This window comes from Streptomyces sp. BR1 (genome assembly GCF_052373795.1).
Lineage (GTDB): Bacteria > Actinomycetota > Actinomycetes > Streptomycetales > Streptomycetaceae > Streptomyces.
Window position 1 is genome coordinate 3761326 of the sequence record NZ_CM126252.1, and the last position, 18154, is coordinate 3779479.

General features: G+C 72.1%; 15 protein-coding genes. 13 read left to right on the forward strand and 2 right to left on the reverse strand.

Annotated features, from left to right (window positions below; genetic code table 11):
• Window positions 1–2598, forward strand: a complete 2598-nt coding sequence (gene clpB, locus ACT1U9_RS16405; protein WP_444533489.1) for an ATP-dependent chaperone ClpB — start codon at window positions 1–3, stop codon at window positions 2596–2598.
• Between the two features lie 114 nt (window positions 2599–2712).
• Entirely contained in the window at window positions 2713–3255 is a 543-nt protein-coding gene (locus ACT1U9_RS16410) for a YbjN domain-containing protein (protein ID WP_444533490.1), read from the forward strand.
• A 1-nt stretch (window position 3256) separates the two neighbouring features.
• On the opposite strand, the gene ACT1U9_RS16415 is transcribed toward ACT1U9_RS16410, so the two are convergent.
• On the reverse strand, window positions 3257–4495 hold the full coding sequence (locus ACT1U9_RS16415) for a glycosyltransferase family 39 protein (RefSeq protein ID WP_444533491.1): 1239 nt from the start codon (window positions 4493–4495) through the stop codon (window positions 3257–3259).
• A gap of 72 nt (window positions 4496–4567) precedes the next feature.
• Window positions 4568–5770, reverse strand: coding sequence for a pyridoxal phosphate-dependent aminotransferase (locus ACT1U9_RS16420; protein ID WP_444533492.1), 1203 nt, complete (start codon window positions 5768–5770; stop codon window positions 4568–4570).
• A gap of 751 nt (window positions 5771–6521) precedes the next feature.
• Between ACT1U9_RS16420 and ACT1U9_RS16425 the strand changes: the two genes are divergently transcribed.
• The 11 genes from ACT1U9_RS16425 to kynU all read left to right on the forward strand — a co-directional run bounded on the left by ACT1U9_RS16425 (window position 6522) and on the right by kynU (window position 17906).
• Window positions 6522–7046 carry a DUF2617 family protein gene (locus ACT1U9_RS16425; RefSeq protein WP_444533493.1) on the forward strand — a complete coding sequence of 175 codons (525 nt, stop codon included), beginning with the start codon at window positions 6522–6524 and terminating at the stop codon, window positions 7044–7046.
• A gap of 166 nt (window positions 7047–7212) precedes the next feature.
• Window positions 7213–8790, forward strand: coding sequence for a polyamine aminopropyltransferase (locus ACT1U9_RS16430; RefSeq protein WP_444533494.1), 1578 nt, complete (start codon window positions 7213–7215; stop codon window positions 8788–8790).
• Between the two features lie 120 nt (window positions 8791–8910).
• Window positions 8911–9813, forward strand: a complete 903-nt coding sequence (locus tag ACT1U9_RS16435) for an SRPBCC domain-containing protein (protein WP_444533495.1) — start codon at window positions 8911–8913, stop codon at window positions 9811–9813.
• A 36-nt stretch (window positions 9814–9849) separates the two neighbouring features.
• On the forward strand, window positions 9850–10656 hold the full coding sequence (locus ACT1U9_RS16440; protein ID WP_444533496.1) for an aldose epimerase family protein: 807 nt from the start codon (window positions 9850–9852) through the stop codon (window positions 10654–10656).
• 60 nt (window positions 10657–10716) lie between these two features.
• Window positions 10717–11265 (forward strand): orotate phosphoribosyltransferase, encoded by a 549-nt coding sequence (pyrE, locus tag ACT1U9_RS16445; protein ID WP_444533497.1) that lies wholly within the window; start codon window positions 10717–10719, stop codon window positions 11263–11265.
• Between the two features lie 181 nt (window positions 11266–11446).
• Window positions 11447–12469, forward strand: coding sequence for a class II fructose-bisphosphate aldolase (gene fbaA / locus ACT1U9_RS16450; protein ID WP_188276872.1), 1023 nt, complete (start codon window positions 11447–11449; stop codon window positions 12467–12469).
• A gap of 120 nt (window positions 12470–12589) precedes the next feature.
• On the forward strand, window positions 12590–14038 hold the full coding sequence (locus tag ACT1U9_RS16455) for an MFS transporter (RefSeq protein WP_444539131.1): 1449 nt from the start codon (window positions 12590–12592) through the stop codon (window positions 14036–14038).
• Between the two features lie 234 nt (window positions 14039–14272).
• Window positions 14273–14686, forward strand: coding sequence for a DUF3151 domain-containing protein (locus ACT1U9_RS16460; protein WP_361428620.1), 414 nt, complete (start codon window positions 14273–14275; stop codon window positions 14684–14686).
• A 275-nt stretch (window positions 14687–14961) separates the two neighbouring features.
• Window positions 14962–15732 (forward strand): DUF3152 domain-containing protein, encoded by a 771-nt coding sequence (locus ACT1U9_RS16465; RefSeq protein WP_444533498.1) that lies wholly within the window; start codon window positions 14962–14964, stop codon window positions 15730–15732.
• A 121-nt stretch (window positions 15733–15853) separates the two neighbouring features.
• Window positions 15854–16723, forward strand: a complete 870-nt coding sequence (locus ACT1U9_RS16470) for a tryptophan 2,3-dioxygenase family protein (RefSeq protein WP_444539132.1) — start codon at window positions 15854–15856, stop codon at window positions 16721–16723.
• Complete coding sequence (gene kynU, locus ACT1U9_RS16475) at window positions 16716–17906, forward strand: kynureninase (RefSeq protein WP_444533499.1); 1191 nt, start codon at window positions 16716–16718, stop codon at window positions 17904–17906. Before ACT1U9_RS16470 ends, kynU begins: the two co-directional genes overlap by 8 nt.
• Window positions 17907–18154 lie beyond the last annotated feature (248 nt).

An 18154-nucleotide genomic window follows, 5' to 3' on the forward strand; every position in this document is an offset into this window, starting at 1 on the left:
GTGGACGCCGAGCTGACCAACAAGAGCCGGGACGCGATCACCGCGGCGAGCAACCGCGCCGTGTCCGCCGGGCACCCCGACCTGACGCCCGCGCACCTGCTGCTCGCGCTGCTCACGGGCGAGGACAACGAGAACATCGTCGACCTCCTGGTGGCCGTCGACGCCGACCAGGCCGCCGTGCGCACCGGGGCCGAGCGGCTGCTCGCCGCGCTGCCCAGCGTGACCGGCTCCACCGTCGCCCCGCCCCAGCCCAACCGCGAACTCCTGGCCGTCATCGCCGACGCGGCGAAGCACGCCAAGGAACTGGGCGACGATTACCTCTCCACCGAGCACCTGCTCATCGGCCTGGCGGCCAAGGGCGGGCAGACGGGCGAGGTCCTCTCCCAGGAGGGCGCGACCGCGAAGAAGCTCCTTGAGGCATTCGAGACAGTACGAGGAGGACGGCGGGTGACCACCCCCGACCCCGAGGGCCAGTACAAGGCCCTGGAGAAGTTCGGCACGGACTTCACGGCCGCGGCCCGCGAGGGCAAGCTCGACCCGGTGATCGGGCGGGACCACGAGATCCGCCGGGTCGTCCAGGTGCTCTCCCGGCGCACCAAGAACAACCCGGTGCTCATCGGCGAGCCCGGCGTCGGCAAGACGGCCGTCGTCGAGGGCCTGGCCCAGCGGATCGTGAAGGGCGACGTCCCCGAATCCCTGAAGAACAAGCGGCTGGTCTCGCTGGACCTGGGCGCGATGGTGGCGGGGGCGAAGTACCGGGGCGAGTTCGAGGAGCGCCTGAAGTCCGTCCTCTCCGAGATCAAGGAGAGCGACGGCCAGGTCATCACGTTCATCGACGAGCTGCACACGGTCGTCGGCGCGGGCGCCGGCGGCGATTCGGCCATGGACGCGGGCAACATGCTCAAGCCCATGCTGGCCCGCGGCGAGCTGCGGATGGTGGGCGCCACCACCCTCGACGAGTACCGCGAGCGCATCGAGAAGGACCCGGCCCTGGAGCGCCGCTTCCAGCAGGTGCTGGTCGCCGAGCCCACGGTCGAGGACACCATCGCGATCCTGCGCGGCCTCAAGGGCCGGTACGAGGCCCACCACAAGGTGCAGATCGCGGACAGCGCGCTGGTGGCGGCCGCGACCCTCTCCGACCGCTACATCACCTCCCGCTTCCTCCCGGACAAGGCCATCGACCTGGTCGACGAGGCCGCGTCCCGGCTGCGGATGGAGATCGACTCGTCCCCGCTGGAGATCGACGAGCTCCAGCGGTCCGTGGACCGCCTCCGGATGGAGGAGCTGGCGCTGAAGAACGAGACGGACGCGGCCTCCAAGGAGCGGCTGGAGCGGCTGCGCAAGGACCTCGCCGACAAGGAGGAGGAGCTGCGCGGCCTCACCGCCCGCTGGGAGAAGGAGAAGGAAGGCCTCAACCGCGTCGGCGAGCTGAAGGAACGCCTCGACGACCTGCGCGGCCAGGCCGAGCGCGCTCAGCGCGACGGCGACTTCGACACCGCCTCCAAGCTGCTCTACGGGGAGATCCCCACCCTGGAGCGCGAGCTGGAGGAGGCCTCCGAAGCCGAGCAGGAAGCGGCCAAGGACACTATGGTCAAGGACGAGGTCGGCCCCGACGACATCGCCGACGTGGTCGGCTCCTGGACCGGCATCCCGGCCGGGCGCCTGCTCGAAGGCGAGACGCAGAAGCTGCTGCGCATGGAGGACGAGCTGGGCCGCCGCCTCATCGGCCAGCACGAGGCCGTCCAGGCGGTCGCGGACGCGGTCCGCCGCACCCGGGCCGGCATCGCCGACCCCGACCGCCCCACCGGCTCGTTCCTCTTCCTCGGCCCGACCGGCGTCGGCAAGACCGAGCTGGCCAAGGCGCTCGCGGACTTCCTCTTCGACGACGAGCGGGCGATGGTCCGTATCGACATGAGCGAGTACGGCGAGAAGCACAGCGTGGCCCGCCTGGTCGGTGCCCCGCCCGGCTACGTCGGTTACGAGGAGGGCGGCCAGCTCACCGAGGCGGTGCGCCGGCGCCCGTACAGCGTGGTGCTGCTCGACGAGGTCGAGAAGGCGCACCCGGAGGTCTTCGACGTCCTGCTCCAGGTCCTCGACGACGGCCGCCTCACCGACGGCCAGGGCCGCACGGTCGACTTCCGCAACACCATCCTGATCCTCACCTCCAACCTCGGCAGCCAGTACCTGGTCGAGCCGCTGACCTCGGAGGAGGAGAAGAAGCAGCAGGTCCTTGAGGTGGTGAGGGCGTCCTTCAAGCCGGAGTTCCTGAACCGCCTCGACGACCTGGTGGTCTTCTCGGCGCTCGGCAAGGACGAGCTGGCGCACATCGCCGAGCTCCAGATCGCCCGGCTCGCCAAGCGACTGGCCGACCGCCGCCTCACCCTCGACGTCACCCCCGAGGCCCTGGCCTGGCTCGCCGAGGAGGGCAACGACCCCGCGTACGGCGCCCGCCCGCTGCGCCGACTCATCCAGACCGCGATCGGCGACCGCCTCGCCAAGGAGATCCTGGCGGGCGAGGTCAAGGACGGCGACACGGTCCGCGTGGACCGGTTCGGCGAGGGCCTGATCGTGGGCGCGGCGACCGGAAAGAAGCTGTAACCGGACGGGCGGGCCGGGATTCGGTCAGCCGTCAGCGGATACCCGTGGCGGGGGTTGCCAGCCCCCGCCCGGCATGGGAGAGGATGACCGGAACCGTACGAAGGAAGATTCACGATGAGCATCGACCCGTCCTCGATTCCGAATTTCGGGGCTCAGCCCGGCCCGCAGCCCGGTGGCGCACCGGCCGGACCCGTCGTCCCCGACCAGGATCTGGTCAAGCAGCTCCTGGACCAGATGGAGCTCAAGTACGTCGTGGACGACGAGGGTGACCTCGCCGCGCCGTGGGAGGAGTTCCGTACGTACTTCATGTTCCGCGGCGAGGACGACCAGCAGGTCTTCTCGGTGCGGACGTTCTACGACCGCCCGCACAGCATCGACGACAAGCTCCAGCTCCTGGAGACGATCGACGACTGGAACCGCCGCACGCTGTGGCCGAAGGTCTACACGCACACCCACGACGACGGCGCCGTCCGTCTGATCGGTGAGGCGCAGATGCTGATCGGCACCGGCGTCGCCCTTGAGCACTTCGTTTCGTCGACGGTGAGCTGGGTGCGCGCCTCGATCGAGTTCGACAAGTGGCTCGTCGAGCAGCTGGGCCTGGAGAAGGACGCCGACGCCGCCGACGGCGACGACGAGGGCGACGCCCCCTCCGAGTGACTCACAGCGCCATCGGGGCGAGCGTCAGCAGATACGTCCCGTACGCGAACGACAGCCCGGCCAGTGCGGCGGTCACCACGGCCGCCGCGCCCGGCCGGGCTCTCGTCAAGGCGCCCGCGAGCGGCAGCAGCAGCGGGAACGCCGGCAGCAGGAACCTCGGCTTGGACTCGAAGAACCCCGAGCCGCCGACGGTGATCAGGACGAGCACCGCCGTGTAGACGAGCAGCGGCAGCGGTGGGCGCTCAAGCAGGAGCAGCGCGAAGAGCAGCAGCCCGGCCACGGTGATCAGCAGCGCCATCGTGTAGCCGAGGTCGACCGGCCCCGTGGCGATCGTCCGGGCGAAGCGCAGCGCGCCCACGCCGAAGTCGAACCGCGATGTCCAGGCCGCCTGGACCGCGAAGTACCCGCCGAGCGGATCACCTTTTCGGGCGCCGACCGACAGGACGTATCCGCACCAGCCGAGCGGAGCCACTGTGCCCGCGACCCACACCCGCCAGTCCCCGGGCCCGCCCCGCGCCCGCCACTGCCGCCACAGCTCGACGGCGGCGGCCGCCGTCACCGCAGCGGCCACCGCGACCGCGTTGGGCCGTGAGAGCCCGGCCAGGGCCGCCAGCGCCCCCGCCCACAGCCAGCGGCGCTCCAGGACCGCCCACAGCGCCCAGGCGGCCAGCGCCGTCATCACGGGCTCGGTGTACGCCATCGTCAGCACGATGGAGTGCGGCAGCAGCCCCCACAGCAGCACGAGGGCGCTCGCCGTGCGCCGCCCGTAGAGCCGCTCCCCGACCGCGTAGATGCCCCACGCCGCCGCCCCCGCCGCCGTCCACGACACCAGCAGCCCGGCCGTGCCGCCCGCCACCGGAAGCACGCTGGTGACCGCCCGCATCAGGCCCGGGTAGAGCGGGAAGAACGCGAGGTCGCTCTGGACCACCCCGCGCGGCCAGTAGAGCGTGCGCCCGTAGCCGTTCGCCGCGATCTTGATGTACCAGTCGGCGTCCCACGCGGTCGCCAGCAGCGCGCGCGGGGAGCGCCCGAGGTGCCAGGCCCACACCGCCAGGGTCAGCATCCCGGTGAGCCGGGCGGCGGCGAAGAGCCCGAGCGCGGGGGCCGCCCGGCGCAGCGCGGTGAGCCGGCGCGGCGCGGCCAGGGCGGCGCCGGACCGGCGTACGGGGGCGGTGATCTCGGCGGACAGGGTGCACCTCCGGGCGCGCGCGTGGTCCTCCCCCGACCTTCGGCGGCACACGGCCGTGGCGCGAGTGCTGGGCAGCCGACCGGGTACAACTGCGCCCGGCCGTCCGCCCGTACGCGTGCAGCCCTAGCCCGCGAGCGCCTTCAGCCGGGAGACGGCCTCTTCGAGCACACTCTCCCTCTTGCAGAACGCGAATCGGACGAAAGGCGCGCCCGCGTCCCGGTGGTCGTAGAAGACGGCGTTGGGGATCGCGACCACTCCGCAGCGCTCCGGCAGCGCGCGGCAGAAGGCGAAGCCGTCGCCGCCGTGGGAGAGCTCCTCGCCGAGGGGGCGGATGTCGGTGGTGACGAAGTACGTGCCCGCGGGCTTGTAGACCGTGAACCCGGCGGCCGCGAGCCCCCCGCTCAGCAGGTCCCGCTTGCGACGCAGGTCCGCGCGCAGCGTGTCGAAGTACGTCTGCGGCAGCCGCAGCGCCTCGGCGACCGCGTGCTGGAAGGGTCCGGAGGCCACATACGTCAGGAACTGCTTCGCCGACCGTACGGCCGTGACGAGCTCGGGCGCGGCCGTCACCCAGCCGACCTTCCAGCCGGTGAAGGAGAACGTCTTGCCCGCCGAGCCGATGGTGACCGTGCGCTCCCGCATTCCCGGCAGCGTGGCGATCGGCACGTGCTCGCCGTCGAAGACCAGGTGCTCGTACACCTCGTCCGTTACGACCAGCAGATCCCGCTCGCAGGCCAGCTCCGCGATCGCGGTCAGCTCCTCGCGGGTCAGTACGGTCCCGGTGGGGTTGTGCGGGGTGTTGAGCAGGATCAGGCGGGTGCGCGGGGTGACGGCGGCGCGCAGCTCGTCGAGGTCCAGGTGGTAGCGGCCCGCGTCGGGGCGCAAGGTCACCGGCACGCGCGTGCCGCCCGCCATCGCCACACAGGCCGCGTACGAGTCGTAGTACGGCTCAAGCGCGATCACCTCGTCGCCCGGCTCCACCAGCGCGAGCAGCGCGGCCGCGATCGCCTCGGTGGCGCCCGCCGTCACCAGGACCTCGCGGTCCGGGTCGAAGGAGAGCCCGTACAGGCGCTCCTGGTGGTCCGCGATCGCCGCGCGCAGCTCGGGCACGCCCGGGCCCGGTGGGTACTGGTTGCCCCGGCCGTCGCGCAGCGCCCGCACGGCCGCCTCCCGGATCTCCTCGGGGCCGTCGGTGTCGGGGAAGCCCTGGCCGAGGTTGATGGAGCCGGTTCGGGCCGCGAGGGCGGACATCTCGGCGAAGACCGTGGTCCCGAACTCGGCGAGGCGTCGGTTGAGCAGTGGGCGCGCGCTGGAGGTCATGGCCGCCATCCTGCGCGGAACCTCTGGACTTGCTCAAGTGTGTGTTCGCCTTCGAGGGCGGCGGGAATCCCCCTGTCACGCACGAGTTCGCGTACGGATCCGCTTCGGATTCGCGGATGGATCCGTGCACGGAGAAGGACGGTGGGGGAGATGGGATATGTCATCGCGGGGGCCGTGCTGGTCCTGATCTGGTACGTCGTCGGCAGGCTGACGCGCGGGAGCAACGCCCGGTGGCGGCGGGGGTGGTACGGGAAGGGATCGGGCTCGTCCTCGGGCGCCGCCAGTTCCAGCTGGTGGGTCGGGAACGGCGACAGCGGTGGCGGTGGCGGCCACTCCGGAGGGCACCACGGGGGGCACTCGTGCGGCGGCCACTCGTGCGGCGGCGGACACTCCGGATGCGGGGGCGGTTCGTCCTGCGGGGGCGGCAGTTGAGGCTCTTCCGGCTGACACGGGGCAGCTGACTGGGCCCGCACGCCCCTTCCGCGCGCCCGGTGGGTCAACACCCGCCGGGCGCTGCCGTGTGCACCCGCTTCTTGAACAGTTGAACCGTGTTGCATCCCAGGGGATGGAAACCCCGCCAAGTTGGGTAAAAACGCTGTGAGCGCCGCCCACTTCATGATTCCCTCGCTGTTGAGAAACGCAGCCCACGGACCCCCGCCGGGCGGACCTGAGCAGGCGGTCCCCCCCCCTTCCCACGCCACGGTTCCGGGGTGACCCCGGTCGTCCACCCTCCACATGTGTGTTTTTGCGGAGCCCACCCATGCTCACGACTCTCAAGACCGTCTACACCGACACGCGTGCGAGTGACCTCGCCTGGGCCCTGGGCCGGGAGCCGCTGCCCGCACTGGCCGTCCTCGACCTCGAACTGTCCGGCGCGAAGCTCCAGTTGAGACTTCTCGGCGCCTCCCACCAGGTGCTCCTGGAGGAGGAGAAGGGCTCCTGTTCGGAGACCGTCGCCTGTATGCCCGGCAGCAGCACACCACTGCCCCTGGGGGTGGCGAAACGTCTCGGGGAGTGGGAGTACGAGTTCGCCGCGCGCGTGGAGACACTGACCGGGGGCTCGTTCGCGGGGCGCGCGCAGGAACTCCTCGCGCTCGTCGCCGACCATCCGCACGGCCTTGCCGGAACGTTCCCGGGCTCGCCGTACGCGTTCACCGCGATGCTGGCGCAGCGCGCGGAGGGCCAGGTCCGCTGGCGCACCTGGCACGCGTATCCGCAGGAAGGGCAGTTGGTGGTCACCCGTACGAGGGTCGGCGTGCGGATGACGGCTCCCGTAGCCCTCTGAAAGCGCGTGCGCGAGGTTGCGCGCGGTGTGCCCGCACGCGGTGCCGACTCGTGCAGGTCCGAGGGGGTGCGGCGCTACCGTGGAGGACGTAATTCCCTCCGCCGTGCGCTAGTTGCACCCTTGTGGGTGACAGGATGCGGGCGAGTCGTGACGTAGCGTTCCCATCATGATCGAACCGTCTGTGCCCGTTCTGCCCTGTGGCATCCCGCCGCCGGCGCCCCGGCGCAGCACCGCGCGGTTCATCGTGCTCGGCATCGTCTTCATCTGCGCCGCCTGCGGACTCGTGTACGAACTCGAACTGGTCGCCCTCGCCTCGTACTTGATCGGCGACTCCGTCACCCAGGCGTCCGTCGTGCTGTCCGTGATGGTCTTCGCGATGGGCATCGGCTCGCTGCTCGCCAAACGGCTGCGGCTGCGCGCCGCCGTCGGCTTCGGCCTCATCGAGGCGGCCCTCGCGCTGGTCGGCGGCTGCTCGGCGATGGTCCTGTACGCGACGTTCGCCTGGTTCGGGGGCGCGCGGTACGCGCTGGTGGCGTTCTCGCTGGCGATCGGCGTGCTCATCGGCGCGGAGATCCCGCTCCTGATGACCCTGATCCAGCGCGTCTCACGGCAGGACGCGGGCGGCACGGTCGCCGACCTGTTCGCCGCCGACTACGTGGGCGCTCTTGTCGGCGGCCTCGCCTTCCCGTTCCTTCTCCTGCCGGTGCTGGGGCAGTTGACCGGCGCGCTGCTCACCGGCGCGGTCAACGCGGTCGCGGGCGGGGCGCTGGTCCTGTGGCTGTTCCGGCGCGACCTCACGCGACGCGCGCGGTGGTGGCTGTTCGCGGCGAACGTGCTGGTCCTCGCGATCCTCGCCACCACCACCGCGCTGGTCGGCGACTTCGAACAGGCCGCCAGGCGCGCGGTGTACGGGGGCCAGGTGCGGGTCGCCGTGCAGACCGGGGTGCAGGAGATCGTCCTGACCGGCAGCCGCACCGGCCACGGCCCCGGCGGCCCCCTCGACCTCTTCCTCGACGGCCGCCTGCGGGTCAGCGGCCGCGATGAGTACCGCTACCACTCGGCCCTGGTGCGCCCCGCGATGGACTCCGGGCCGCACGGGCGCGTGCTCGTCCTGGGCGGTGGCGACGGCCTGGCCGCGCGCGAGGTGCTCCGCTACCGGGGCGTGACCTCGGTGACCCTGGTCGAACTCGACGCGGGTGTCGTCGAGTTGGCCCGCCACGACCCGGCCCTGTCGGCCCTGAACGGACACGCGTACAACGACCGGCGGGTGATCCCGGTGGTTGCCGACGCGTTCGGCTGGCTGCGCGGCCCCGGGCGCGCGACCGGCCCGTACGACGTGGTGATCTCCGACCTGCCGGACCCGGGCATCACGCCGAGCACCAAGCTGTACTCGGAGGAGTTCTTCGGCCTCGCCGCCCGCGTCCTGGCGCCCGGCGGGCGGATCGTGGTGCACGCGGGCCCGGTGGCGACGAGGTCGCGGACGTACTGGACGGTGGAGTCGACGGTACGGGCGGCCGGGCTGCGGACCGTGCCGTACCGCGCGACCGGGCGCCTCACCGGCTTCACGGCGGGCCCCGACCGCGCCTCCGGTTCGACCGCGCCGCACGACTGGGGCTTCGTCCTGGCCTCCGCGAGCGCGGCCCCGACGGCCCCGCTCCCGCCCGAGCTGGAGCCCCTGGCCTACGCCCGCCCGCGCGGCGGCCTGCCCCCGTCGACGCTGGTGCATCCCCGGTACACGGGGTGAGGCGCGGTCGGCCGGCGGGTGCGGGGCGCGGGCGGGTGCCGTGTCGGTGAGGCCGGTGCGGCCGCTCGGGCGTGGCGTTTACGGGGACGCGGCGGCCGCCCCTGAGTAGGCTCGGTTCTCATGGAGCATGAGGTGTTCGTTCCGGTCGAGGCCCCGTCACTGCGCCGCACGCTGCGCGACCCGGCGCGGGTCGCCCGCTGTGTGCCCGGCCTGCAACAGGACGCGGGCGAGCCACCGGTGGCCGGGAGGCTGCGGCTCCGCCTCGACGGCCACACCATCACGTACCGGGGGACGCTGCGGATCACCGAGCTCGACGCCGACGCGTTCGGTGTGGAGGCCGAGGGCACGGAGGTGCGCGGCACGGGCGCCGCGAAGCTCTCCCTCACGCTCCGCCTCGCCCCGGCCCCGGGCGGCACGACCCTGACGTTCACGGCCTCGGCCACGGCGGACGGCCGCGCCGCCTCCGCCCCGGCGGCGGCGATCCAGTCGTCCGGGACGCGTCTGCTGGACCGTTTCGCCTCTGCGCTCGCGGCGGACGCGGAGGGACCGGGCGCGGGGGCGTCGGGCGGCCCGGGCGATGACGTGCGCGGGGACGGGGCCGAGCCGGAACCCGGCGTCCGGGACGCGGCGCCGGAGGCGGACGGCGGGTCCGATGCCGCCGGAGCCGATGCCGATGCCGACGCCGCCGACACCCGCGCCACCGACCCCACCGGCCACGCCGAAGGCGCATCCGTCTTCGACACCGCCGTCCCCCCGCCCGCCCTCGACCCGCTCGCCGAGGAGGACTTCGACCTGTCCGGAGACGCGGACTACGCACCCGCCGAGGCCGCGCACGCGCGGCGGACCATGATCGGGCGCAGCGCCGAGGAGGTCGACCACGCCCCGCCGCGCGGCCGGTACGCGCCCGTCCCCGCGCCCGCCGGTGTCGGCGCGAGCGCGACCCTGCGCTGGGTCGCCCCGGCTGCCGCGCTCGCGCTGGCCTCCGCCGTCGTGGTCGGCCGCGCGCTGCGGCGGCGCCGGTGACACGGCCGCACCCGGGGCGCAAGTAGTGTCGGGTGCGTGAGTAGCGACAAGAGGGTCCGGCTGACGGCCGGCGACGCCGAGTTGACGGTCCGTCCGGACAACGGATGCCGCATCGAGAGCCTGCGCGTCGGCGGTACGGAGCTGCTGCGCCAGGGCGACAAGTACGGCTGCTTCCCGATGGTCCCGTGGTGCGGCCGGATCGAGAACGGCGAGTTCCGCAACGGCGGCACCAAGTACCGGATGCCGCTCAACTCCCCGCCGCACGCCATCCACGGCACCGGCCGCGACACCGAGTGGCGTCCCGCGCGCGTCGGGCGCACCGAGTCCGGCAGCGCCGAGGCCCACTTCACGTACGACCTCGCGGAGCCCTGGCCGTACTCCGGCCGGGTCACCCAGATCTTCGAGTTGTCGGAGAGCGCGCTGACGCTCTCCATGGGCATCGAGACGTACGACGAGTCGTTCCCGGCGCAGCTCGGCTGGCACCCGTGGTTCCTGCGCAACCTCGGCGGCGAGGACGTACGGGTCGGCTTCACGCCCGCGTGGCAGGAGGAGCGCGGCGACGACCATCTGCCGACCGGCCGCCGCATCGACCCGAAGCCCGGCCCGTGGGACGACTGCTTCGGGATGTCCGACGGCGTCGACGTCACGCTCACCTGGCCCGAGCAGCTGGAGCTGAAGGTGACCAGCACCACCGAGTGGGTCGTCGTCTACGACGAGCAGGCCGAGGCGGTGTGCGTGGAGCCGCAGTCCGGTCCGCCCAACGGCCTCAACACCCTGCCCCGGCTCGTCACCCCGGTGGACCCGCTGGAGCTGCGCGCGACCTGGAGCTGGCGCCGCCTGTGACGCCGCTGGTCGCAGGTGTACGGGCCGAAGCGGCGCGCCCCGGCCCGTAAGCTCGTAGGCATGACTGACGTACGCGCTGACCTGCTCCAGCAGATCAAGGACAAGGCCGTGGTGCACGGCAAGGTGACCCTCTCCTCGGGTCTGGAGGCCGACTACTACGTCGACCTGCGCCGGGTCACGCTGGACGGCGCCGCCGCGCCGCTGGTCGGCCAGGTGCTGCTCGACCTCACGGCCGACCTCGACTTCGACGCCGTGGGCGGTCTGACCATGGGCGCCGACCCGGTCGCGACCGCGATGCTGCACGCCGCCGCCGCTCGCGGCAAGACCCTGGACGCCTTCGTCGTCCGCAAGGCCGCCAAGGCCCACGGCATGCAGCGCCAGGTCGAGGGCCCGGAGATCAAGGGCCGCCGCGTCCTGGTCGTCGAGGACACCTCCACCACCGGCGGCTCCCCGCTGACCGCCGTCGAGGCCGTCCGCGCGGCCGGCGCCGAGGTCGTGGCCGTCGCCACCATCGTGGACCGCGCCACCGGCGCCGCCGAGAAGATCACCGAGGGTGCGGGCGTCCCGTACGTGTACGCCTACGCCCTCGACGAGCTCGGCCTTGCCTAAGCCTTGACCTGCGGTTTCCCCGAGGGGGCGGTTGTTTCACGTGAAACGGCCGCCCCCTCGGGCGTACGCAGGGTGGCGATGCCCCGCATAGAGTCTGGAAAGATGGGCCGCGACGATGACGTCGCCCCCAGGTCAGGGCCAGCACATATCGCACACCCCGCACATCACAAGGAGCGGACAGATGCCCATCGCAACCCCCGAGGTCTACAACGAGATGCTCGACCGGGCGAAGGCAGGCAAGTTCGCCTACCCGGCCATCAATGTGACCTCGACGCAGACCCTGCACGCTGCCCTGCGCGGCTTCGCGGAGGCCGAGAGCGACGGCATCATCCAGATCTCCACCGGTGGTGCGGAGTTCCTGGGTGGCCAGTACAACAAGGACATGGTCACCGGCGCCGCCGCCCTGGCCGAGTTCGCGCACATCGTCGCCGCGAAGTACGACATCACCGTCGCGCTCCACACCGACCACTGCCCCAAGGACAAGCTGGACGGCTATGTCCGCCCGCTGCTCGACATCTCGGCCGAGCGCGTCGCCAAGGGTCTGAACCCGCTCTTCCAGTCGCACATGTGGGACGGCTCCGCCGAGACCCTGGCCGACAACCTGGCCATCGGCCAGGAGCTGCTCGCCAAGGCCGCCGCCGCGAAGATCATCCTTGAGGTCGAGATCACCCCGACCGGCGGCGAGGAGGACGGCGTCAGCCACGAGATCAACGACGAGCTGTACACGACCGTCGACGACGCGCTGCGCACCGCCGAGGCGCTCGGCCTGGGCGAGAAGGGCCGCTACCTGCTGGCCGCCTCGTTCGGCAACGTCCACGGCGTCTACAAGCCGGGCAACGTCGTGCTGCGTCCCGAGCTCCTCAAGGACCTCCAGGCCGGCGTCGCCGAGAAGTACGGCAAGGCCTCCCCGTTCGACTTCGTCTTCCACGGCGGCTCGGGCTCCACGGCCGAGGAGATCGCGACCGCCCTGGAGAACGGCGTCGTGAAGATGAACCTCGACACCGACACCCAGTACGCCTTCACGCGCCCGGTCGCGGACCACATGTTCCGCAACTACGACGGCGTCCTGAAGGTCGACGGCGAGGTCGGCAAGAAGTCGACGTACGACCCGCGCACCTGGGGCAAGCTGGCCGAGGCGTCGATGGCCAAGCGCGTCACCGAGGCCTGTGCGAACCTGCGCTCGACGGGTACGAAGCTGAAGTAAGTCTTCGCGGCTTCACGGGCCCGGCGCTCCCTCGGGAGTGCCGGGCCTGCTGCGTTCCCGTCCCGGGTATCGCGAAGAGGCTTCCTGGGGGACAGTGGCGCTGTGGCGGACAGCGTGCGCATGGGGACCCCGGTGGGGCGGTGGGTGCTGTTCACGACCGTGCTCGGGTCCGGGATGGCGATGCTCGACTCGACCGTGGTCAATGTGGCGCTGCCGCGCATCGGCCGGGACCTGGACGCCGACATGGCGGTCCTTCAGTGGACGGTCAACGCGTACATGCTCACGCTCGCCGGGCTGATCCTGCTCGGCGGGGCGCTGGGGGACCGGTACGGGCGCCGCAAGGTGTTCGTGCTCGGCGTCTGCTGGTTCGCCGCCGGGTCGCTGCTCTGCGGCATCGCGCCGAACGCGGGCGTACTGATCGCCGCGCGCGCCCTCCAGGGCATCGGCGGGGCGCTCCTGACCCCCGGCTCGCTCGCCCTGATCCAGGCGAGTTTCCACCCCGACGACCGGGCGCGGGCGGTCGGCGTCTGGTCCGGCCTCGGCGGCGTCGGGGCGGCCGTCGGGCCGTTCCTGGGCGGCTGGCTGGTGGACGGCCCCGGCTGGCGCTGGGTGTTCCTGCTGAACATGCCGCTGGCCGCGCTGTGCGTGCCGGTGGCGCTGCGGCACGTACCGGAGTCGCGGGACGCGCGCGTGCACGCGGGGCGCTTCGACGTACTCGGGGCGCTGCTGGGCGCGCTGTCTCTCGCTCTCCTGACGTACGCGCTGATCGCGGCGCCGGAGCAGGGCGCGTCGCCGGTGGTGATCGGTGCGGCGCTGGCGGGCGTGCTCCTGGGCATGGCCTTCGTACGTCTGGAACGACGCCTGGCCGACCCCATGCTGCCGCCGGAGATCTTCGCGTCGCGGCAGTTCACGGCGGTGAACCTGGTGACGGTGTGCGTGTACGCGGCGTTCGCGGGCTTCTTCTTCCTTGCTGCGCTCCAGCTCCAGGTGGTGGCGGGTTACTCGGCGCTGGGCGCGGGCGCCGCTTTGCTCCCGACGACGGTGCTGATGCTCCTGCTGTCGGCCCGCTCGGGCGCGCTGGGCGAGCGGATCGGCCCGCGTGTGCCGCTCACCGTCGGGCCGCTGCTGTGTGCGGGCGGGATGCTGCTGATGCTGCGGGTGGGGGAGGGGGCGTCATATGTACGTGACGTGCTCCCTGCCGTAGTGGTCCTCGGCCTCGGCATGGTGACGCTGGTGGCGCCGCTCACCGCGACGGTTCTGGGGGCGGTGGACGCGGGGCGGGCGGGGCTGGCGAGCGGGATCAACAACGCGGCGGCGCGGGCGGCGGGGTTGATCGCGGTGGCGGCGCTGCCGTTGCTGACGGGGATGGGGCCGTCGGCGTACCGCTCGGCGACGGAGTTCGGTGCCACGTTCCGTCGGGCGATGCCGGTGTGTGCGGGTGTGTTGGTGGCGGGGTCTGTGCTGGCGTTCCTGACGGTCCGGCGTCCGCCGGTGGCTGCGTGTCATCCGGAGTGCCGGGTGGCGTGCGGGGTGTCTGGACCGCCGCTGGAGCGCGACCGGGGGGTTTGATCCCCCACCCCGCCCCTTCCCGAAACTCTCCGAGGGATCTGTTCGTCTGCGGATCGTGCTGGGTTGCTCGCGCAGTTCCCCGCGCCCCTGACTACCTAGGGGCGCGGGGAACTGCGCGATCAGCCCCCACCGCCGGAGGCTTTCGGGAAGGGGCCGGATGGGGAACTGCCCGCCGCAGGCGGCAACCGGCCCGCACGCGGCCGTACCGCCGGCGCACCAGGCAGACTGGACCGCATGTCCATTCACGAGAACCTGCTCGGCGGCCCCGCCCCGACCCACCTGCCCGACGACCCCGAACCCCGCGAGCTCCTCGCGCAGGGCACGGCCCCCGCCGACGTCGCGGCGAAGTACCCGACGTCCTCCCTCGCCTGGGCCCAGCTCGCCGACGACGCGTTCGACGCGGGCCGCACCGTCGAGTCGTACGCGTACGCCCGCACCGGCTACCACCGCGGCCTCGACTCGCTGCGCCGCGCGGGCTGGAAGGGCCACGGGCCGGTGCCGTGGGAGCACGAGCCCAACCGCGGGTTCCTGCGCGCCCTGCACGCCCTCGCCCGGGCCGCCCAGGCGATCGGCGAGCAGGAGGAGTACGAGCGCTGCACCACGTTCCTGCGCGACTCCTCGCCGCTCGCCGCGGACACGCTGGGCTGAGCCGAGCGCGCCGACACGACGCGTACTGCCCGTACAGATGACGTACGGGCGGTACGCTCGCACGCACAATCGAACAGTCGCATACAGGTCACCTGACCAACCACCACCGCTGGCGCACGAGGCCCCACACCTCTTCCCCCCAACTCCAGCCGCACCATGGGGAGAAGTCCGTCTTGGGGAAGCGAGCAGCCCGCAACGGAGTCCGACGTGACAGGAGCGGCACAAGTCGCCCCCGCACCCGCGCCCGCCGCCGCGACAGACGCCCGGTCCTCCTGGTGGGCGGCATCCTCGGCCTCGCCCTCATCGCGGGCGCCGCACTCGCCGAGTGGCACGGCACCGGGAACGGCACCGGCCCCGAACCCGGCATAGCCGCCGAGTCCCCGCTGGGCGACCGCGCCCCCCTCCCCACATCACCCCCGTCGAAGCCCGAGGGCAAGGACAAGAGCGGCGACAAGGGCGCCGAAAAAACCGACGTCCCCGCCTCCGGCCCCGGCACCTTCACCCCCGCCCAGGCCCAGGGCCGCCCCGTCGGCTCCAGCGGGCCGCTGCGGCGCTACAAGGTCCTCGTAGAGGACGGTGTGGACGTCTCGGCGAGCGAGGCCGCCACCGAGATCCAGGCGATACTCGCGCACCCCCGCAGCTGGGCGGCGCACGGCCGTGGCCGGTTCCAGCTGGTCTCCGGGGACGACGACGCCGACGTGACGATAAAGATCGCCACCCCCGCCACCACGGACCGGCTCTGCGCCGCCGTCGGAGACACCCACGGCGAGCTGAACTGCGAGGTCGTCGGCGGTGTCGTGGTCAATCTGAAGCGGTGGGTGAAGGGGTCCCCGAAGTACGACGGGCCGCCCGCCGAGTACCGGCATCTGATCATCAACCACGAGATCGGCCACCTGATCGGCTTCCACGAGCACATGTCCTGCCCGGGTCCGGGCAAGCCCGCGCCGGTGATGATGCAGCAGATCAAGGGCCTGGACGGCTGCGTCTCCAACGCGTGGCCGTACACCGATGACGGCACCTTGATCACGGGCCCTCCGGTGCCCTGAGCCCTGACGACGGCGCCCCGCCCGTGCTTATGATGCGGGTGGGGACCGGGGCTCCCGAGCCGATGAAGGAAGGGGCGGACCGCTACCCGGACACATCGAGGAGACAGCGATGTCATCAAAGATGTCCGAACCGGTCGAAACGGAAGTCGAAACCGGAGCCCAGAAAGCCGCCGAGGCGGCCGACGCCGCGCCCAATCTGGACTTCGCGGGCACCACCCCGTACGAGGACTACGTCCAGGCGGACGTGCTCACCCACCTCCAGCAGCTGCGCTCGGACGACCCCGGCGAGATGGTCTTCCTGGTGACCACGCAGGTCATGGAGCTGTGGTTCACGGTGATCGTCCACGAGTGGGAGACCGCGTCGCGCGCGTTGCGCGAGGACCGGGTGCCGGTCGCCGTCGACGCGCTGAAGCGGTCCGTACGCGAGCTGGAGGCGCTGAACGCGTCCTGGACGCCGCTCGGCCAGCTGACCCCCGCGCAGTTCAACTCCTACCGCTCGGCCCTCGGCGAGGGCTCCGGCTTCCAGTCGGCGATGTACCGGCGGATGGAGTTCCTGCTCGGCGACAAGTCCGCGTCCATGCTGGTGCCGCACCGGGGCGCGCCGCGCGCACACGCCGAGCTGGAGAAGGCGCTGCACCAACCGAGCCTGTACGACGAGGTGTTGGGCCTGCTCGCCCGACGTGGTTACGCCGTGCCGCGCGCCGTCCTCGACCGTGACCTCTCGCAGCGGTACGAGCCGTCGCCCGAGGTCGAGGCGGTCTGGACGGAACTTTACGCGGGGGACCAGAACGGGGAACTCGTGCGCCTGGGTGAGGCGTTGACCGATGTGGGCGAGCTGGTGTGGCGCTGGCGCAACGACCATCTGGTGGCGACGAGGAGAGCGATGGGCGCGAAGACCGGTACGGGCGGTTCGGCGGGCGTGGCGTGGCTGGAGAAGCGCGCCGCGAAGAACGTGTTCCCCGAGCTGTGGACGGCGCGCAGCCATGTCTGAGTCCCTGGCCGCGAAGGCCGCGGCGCTGGACGCCGCAGACGAACTCGCGAAGCACCGCGAGCTGTTCGCGCTCGAAGACGGCGCGGTCTACCTCGACGGCAACTCGCTGGGCGCGCTGCCCCGCCACGTTCCGGCCCGTATGCAGGAGGTCATCGCCCATGAGTGGGGCGAGCTGCGCATCCGGTCGTGGGACGAGAGCGGCTGGTGGACCGCGCCCGAGCGGATCGGCGACCGCATAGCGCCGCTGGTCGGCGCGGAGCCGGGCCGGATCGTGGTGGGCGACTCGACGAGCGTGAACGTCTTCAAGGCCCTGGTCGCGGCGGTGCGGCTGGCGCCGTCGGACCGGGACGAGATCCTGGTGGACGAGTCGACGTTTCCCACGGACGGATACGTGGCGGCGTCCGCGGCACGGATGACGGGCCGTACGGTACGGGCGGTGTCACCGGCCGAGGTTCCGTCTGCGCTGTCGCCACGTACGGCAGCGATCCTGATGAACCACGTCGACTACCGGACGGGGCGGCTCCACGACCTGCCCGGCATCACGGCCGCTACGCACGAGGCGGGCGCCCTGGCGGTCTGGGACCTGTGCCACAGCGCGGGCGCGCTGCCGGTCGGGCTCGACGCCCACGGGGTCGACTTCGCCGTGGGCTGCACGTACAAGTACCTGAACGGCGGGCCGGGTTCGCCCGCGTACATCTACATACGCGGCGACCACCAGCCGCGCTTCGACTCGCCGCTGCCCGGCTGGAACTCGCACGAGGATCCCTTCGGGATGCGTCCGGAGTACGTGCCGGGTGAAGGCGCGGTGCGGGGCCGGGTCGGTACGCCGGACATCCTGTCCATGCTGGCGTTGGAGTCCGCGCTGGATGTCTGGACGGGGGTCTCGATCGAGTCCGTCCGGGCCAAGTCGCTGGCGCTGACGGACTTCTTCCTGGAGTGCGTGTCGGAGTACGTGCCGGCTGGCCGGGTTTCGTCGGTGACACCGTCGGCGCATGCGGAGCGAGGCAGCCAGGTGGCGCTGCGCTGCGACGATGCGGGCTCGGTGATGACCGAGCTGATAGCGGCGGGCGTAGTCGGCGACTTCCGCCGCCCCGACGTCCTCCGCTTCGGCTTCACCCCGCTGTACGTGGGGTTCGCGGACGCGGAACGGGCAGCGCGAGCGCTGTCGACGGCGCTGAATTAGCCCCACCCCGCCCCTTCCCGAAAGCCCTGGGCGGGCGGCCTGGTTCCTTGGCTGCCCGCCGGCGGGGGCTGATCGCGCAGTTCCCCGCGCCCCCAAATACCCAGGGGCGCGGGGAACTGCGCGAGCAACCACGCACGATCCGCAGCCGAACAACACCCTCGGAGAGTTTCGGGAAGGGGCGGGGTGGGGGAATGCCCGCCGCAGGCGGCAATGTGCAAGATCGCTGGTACCGTCCCTCCCGCCACGCC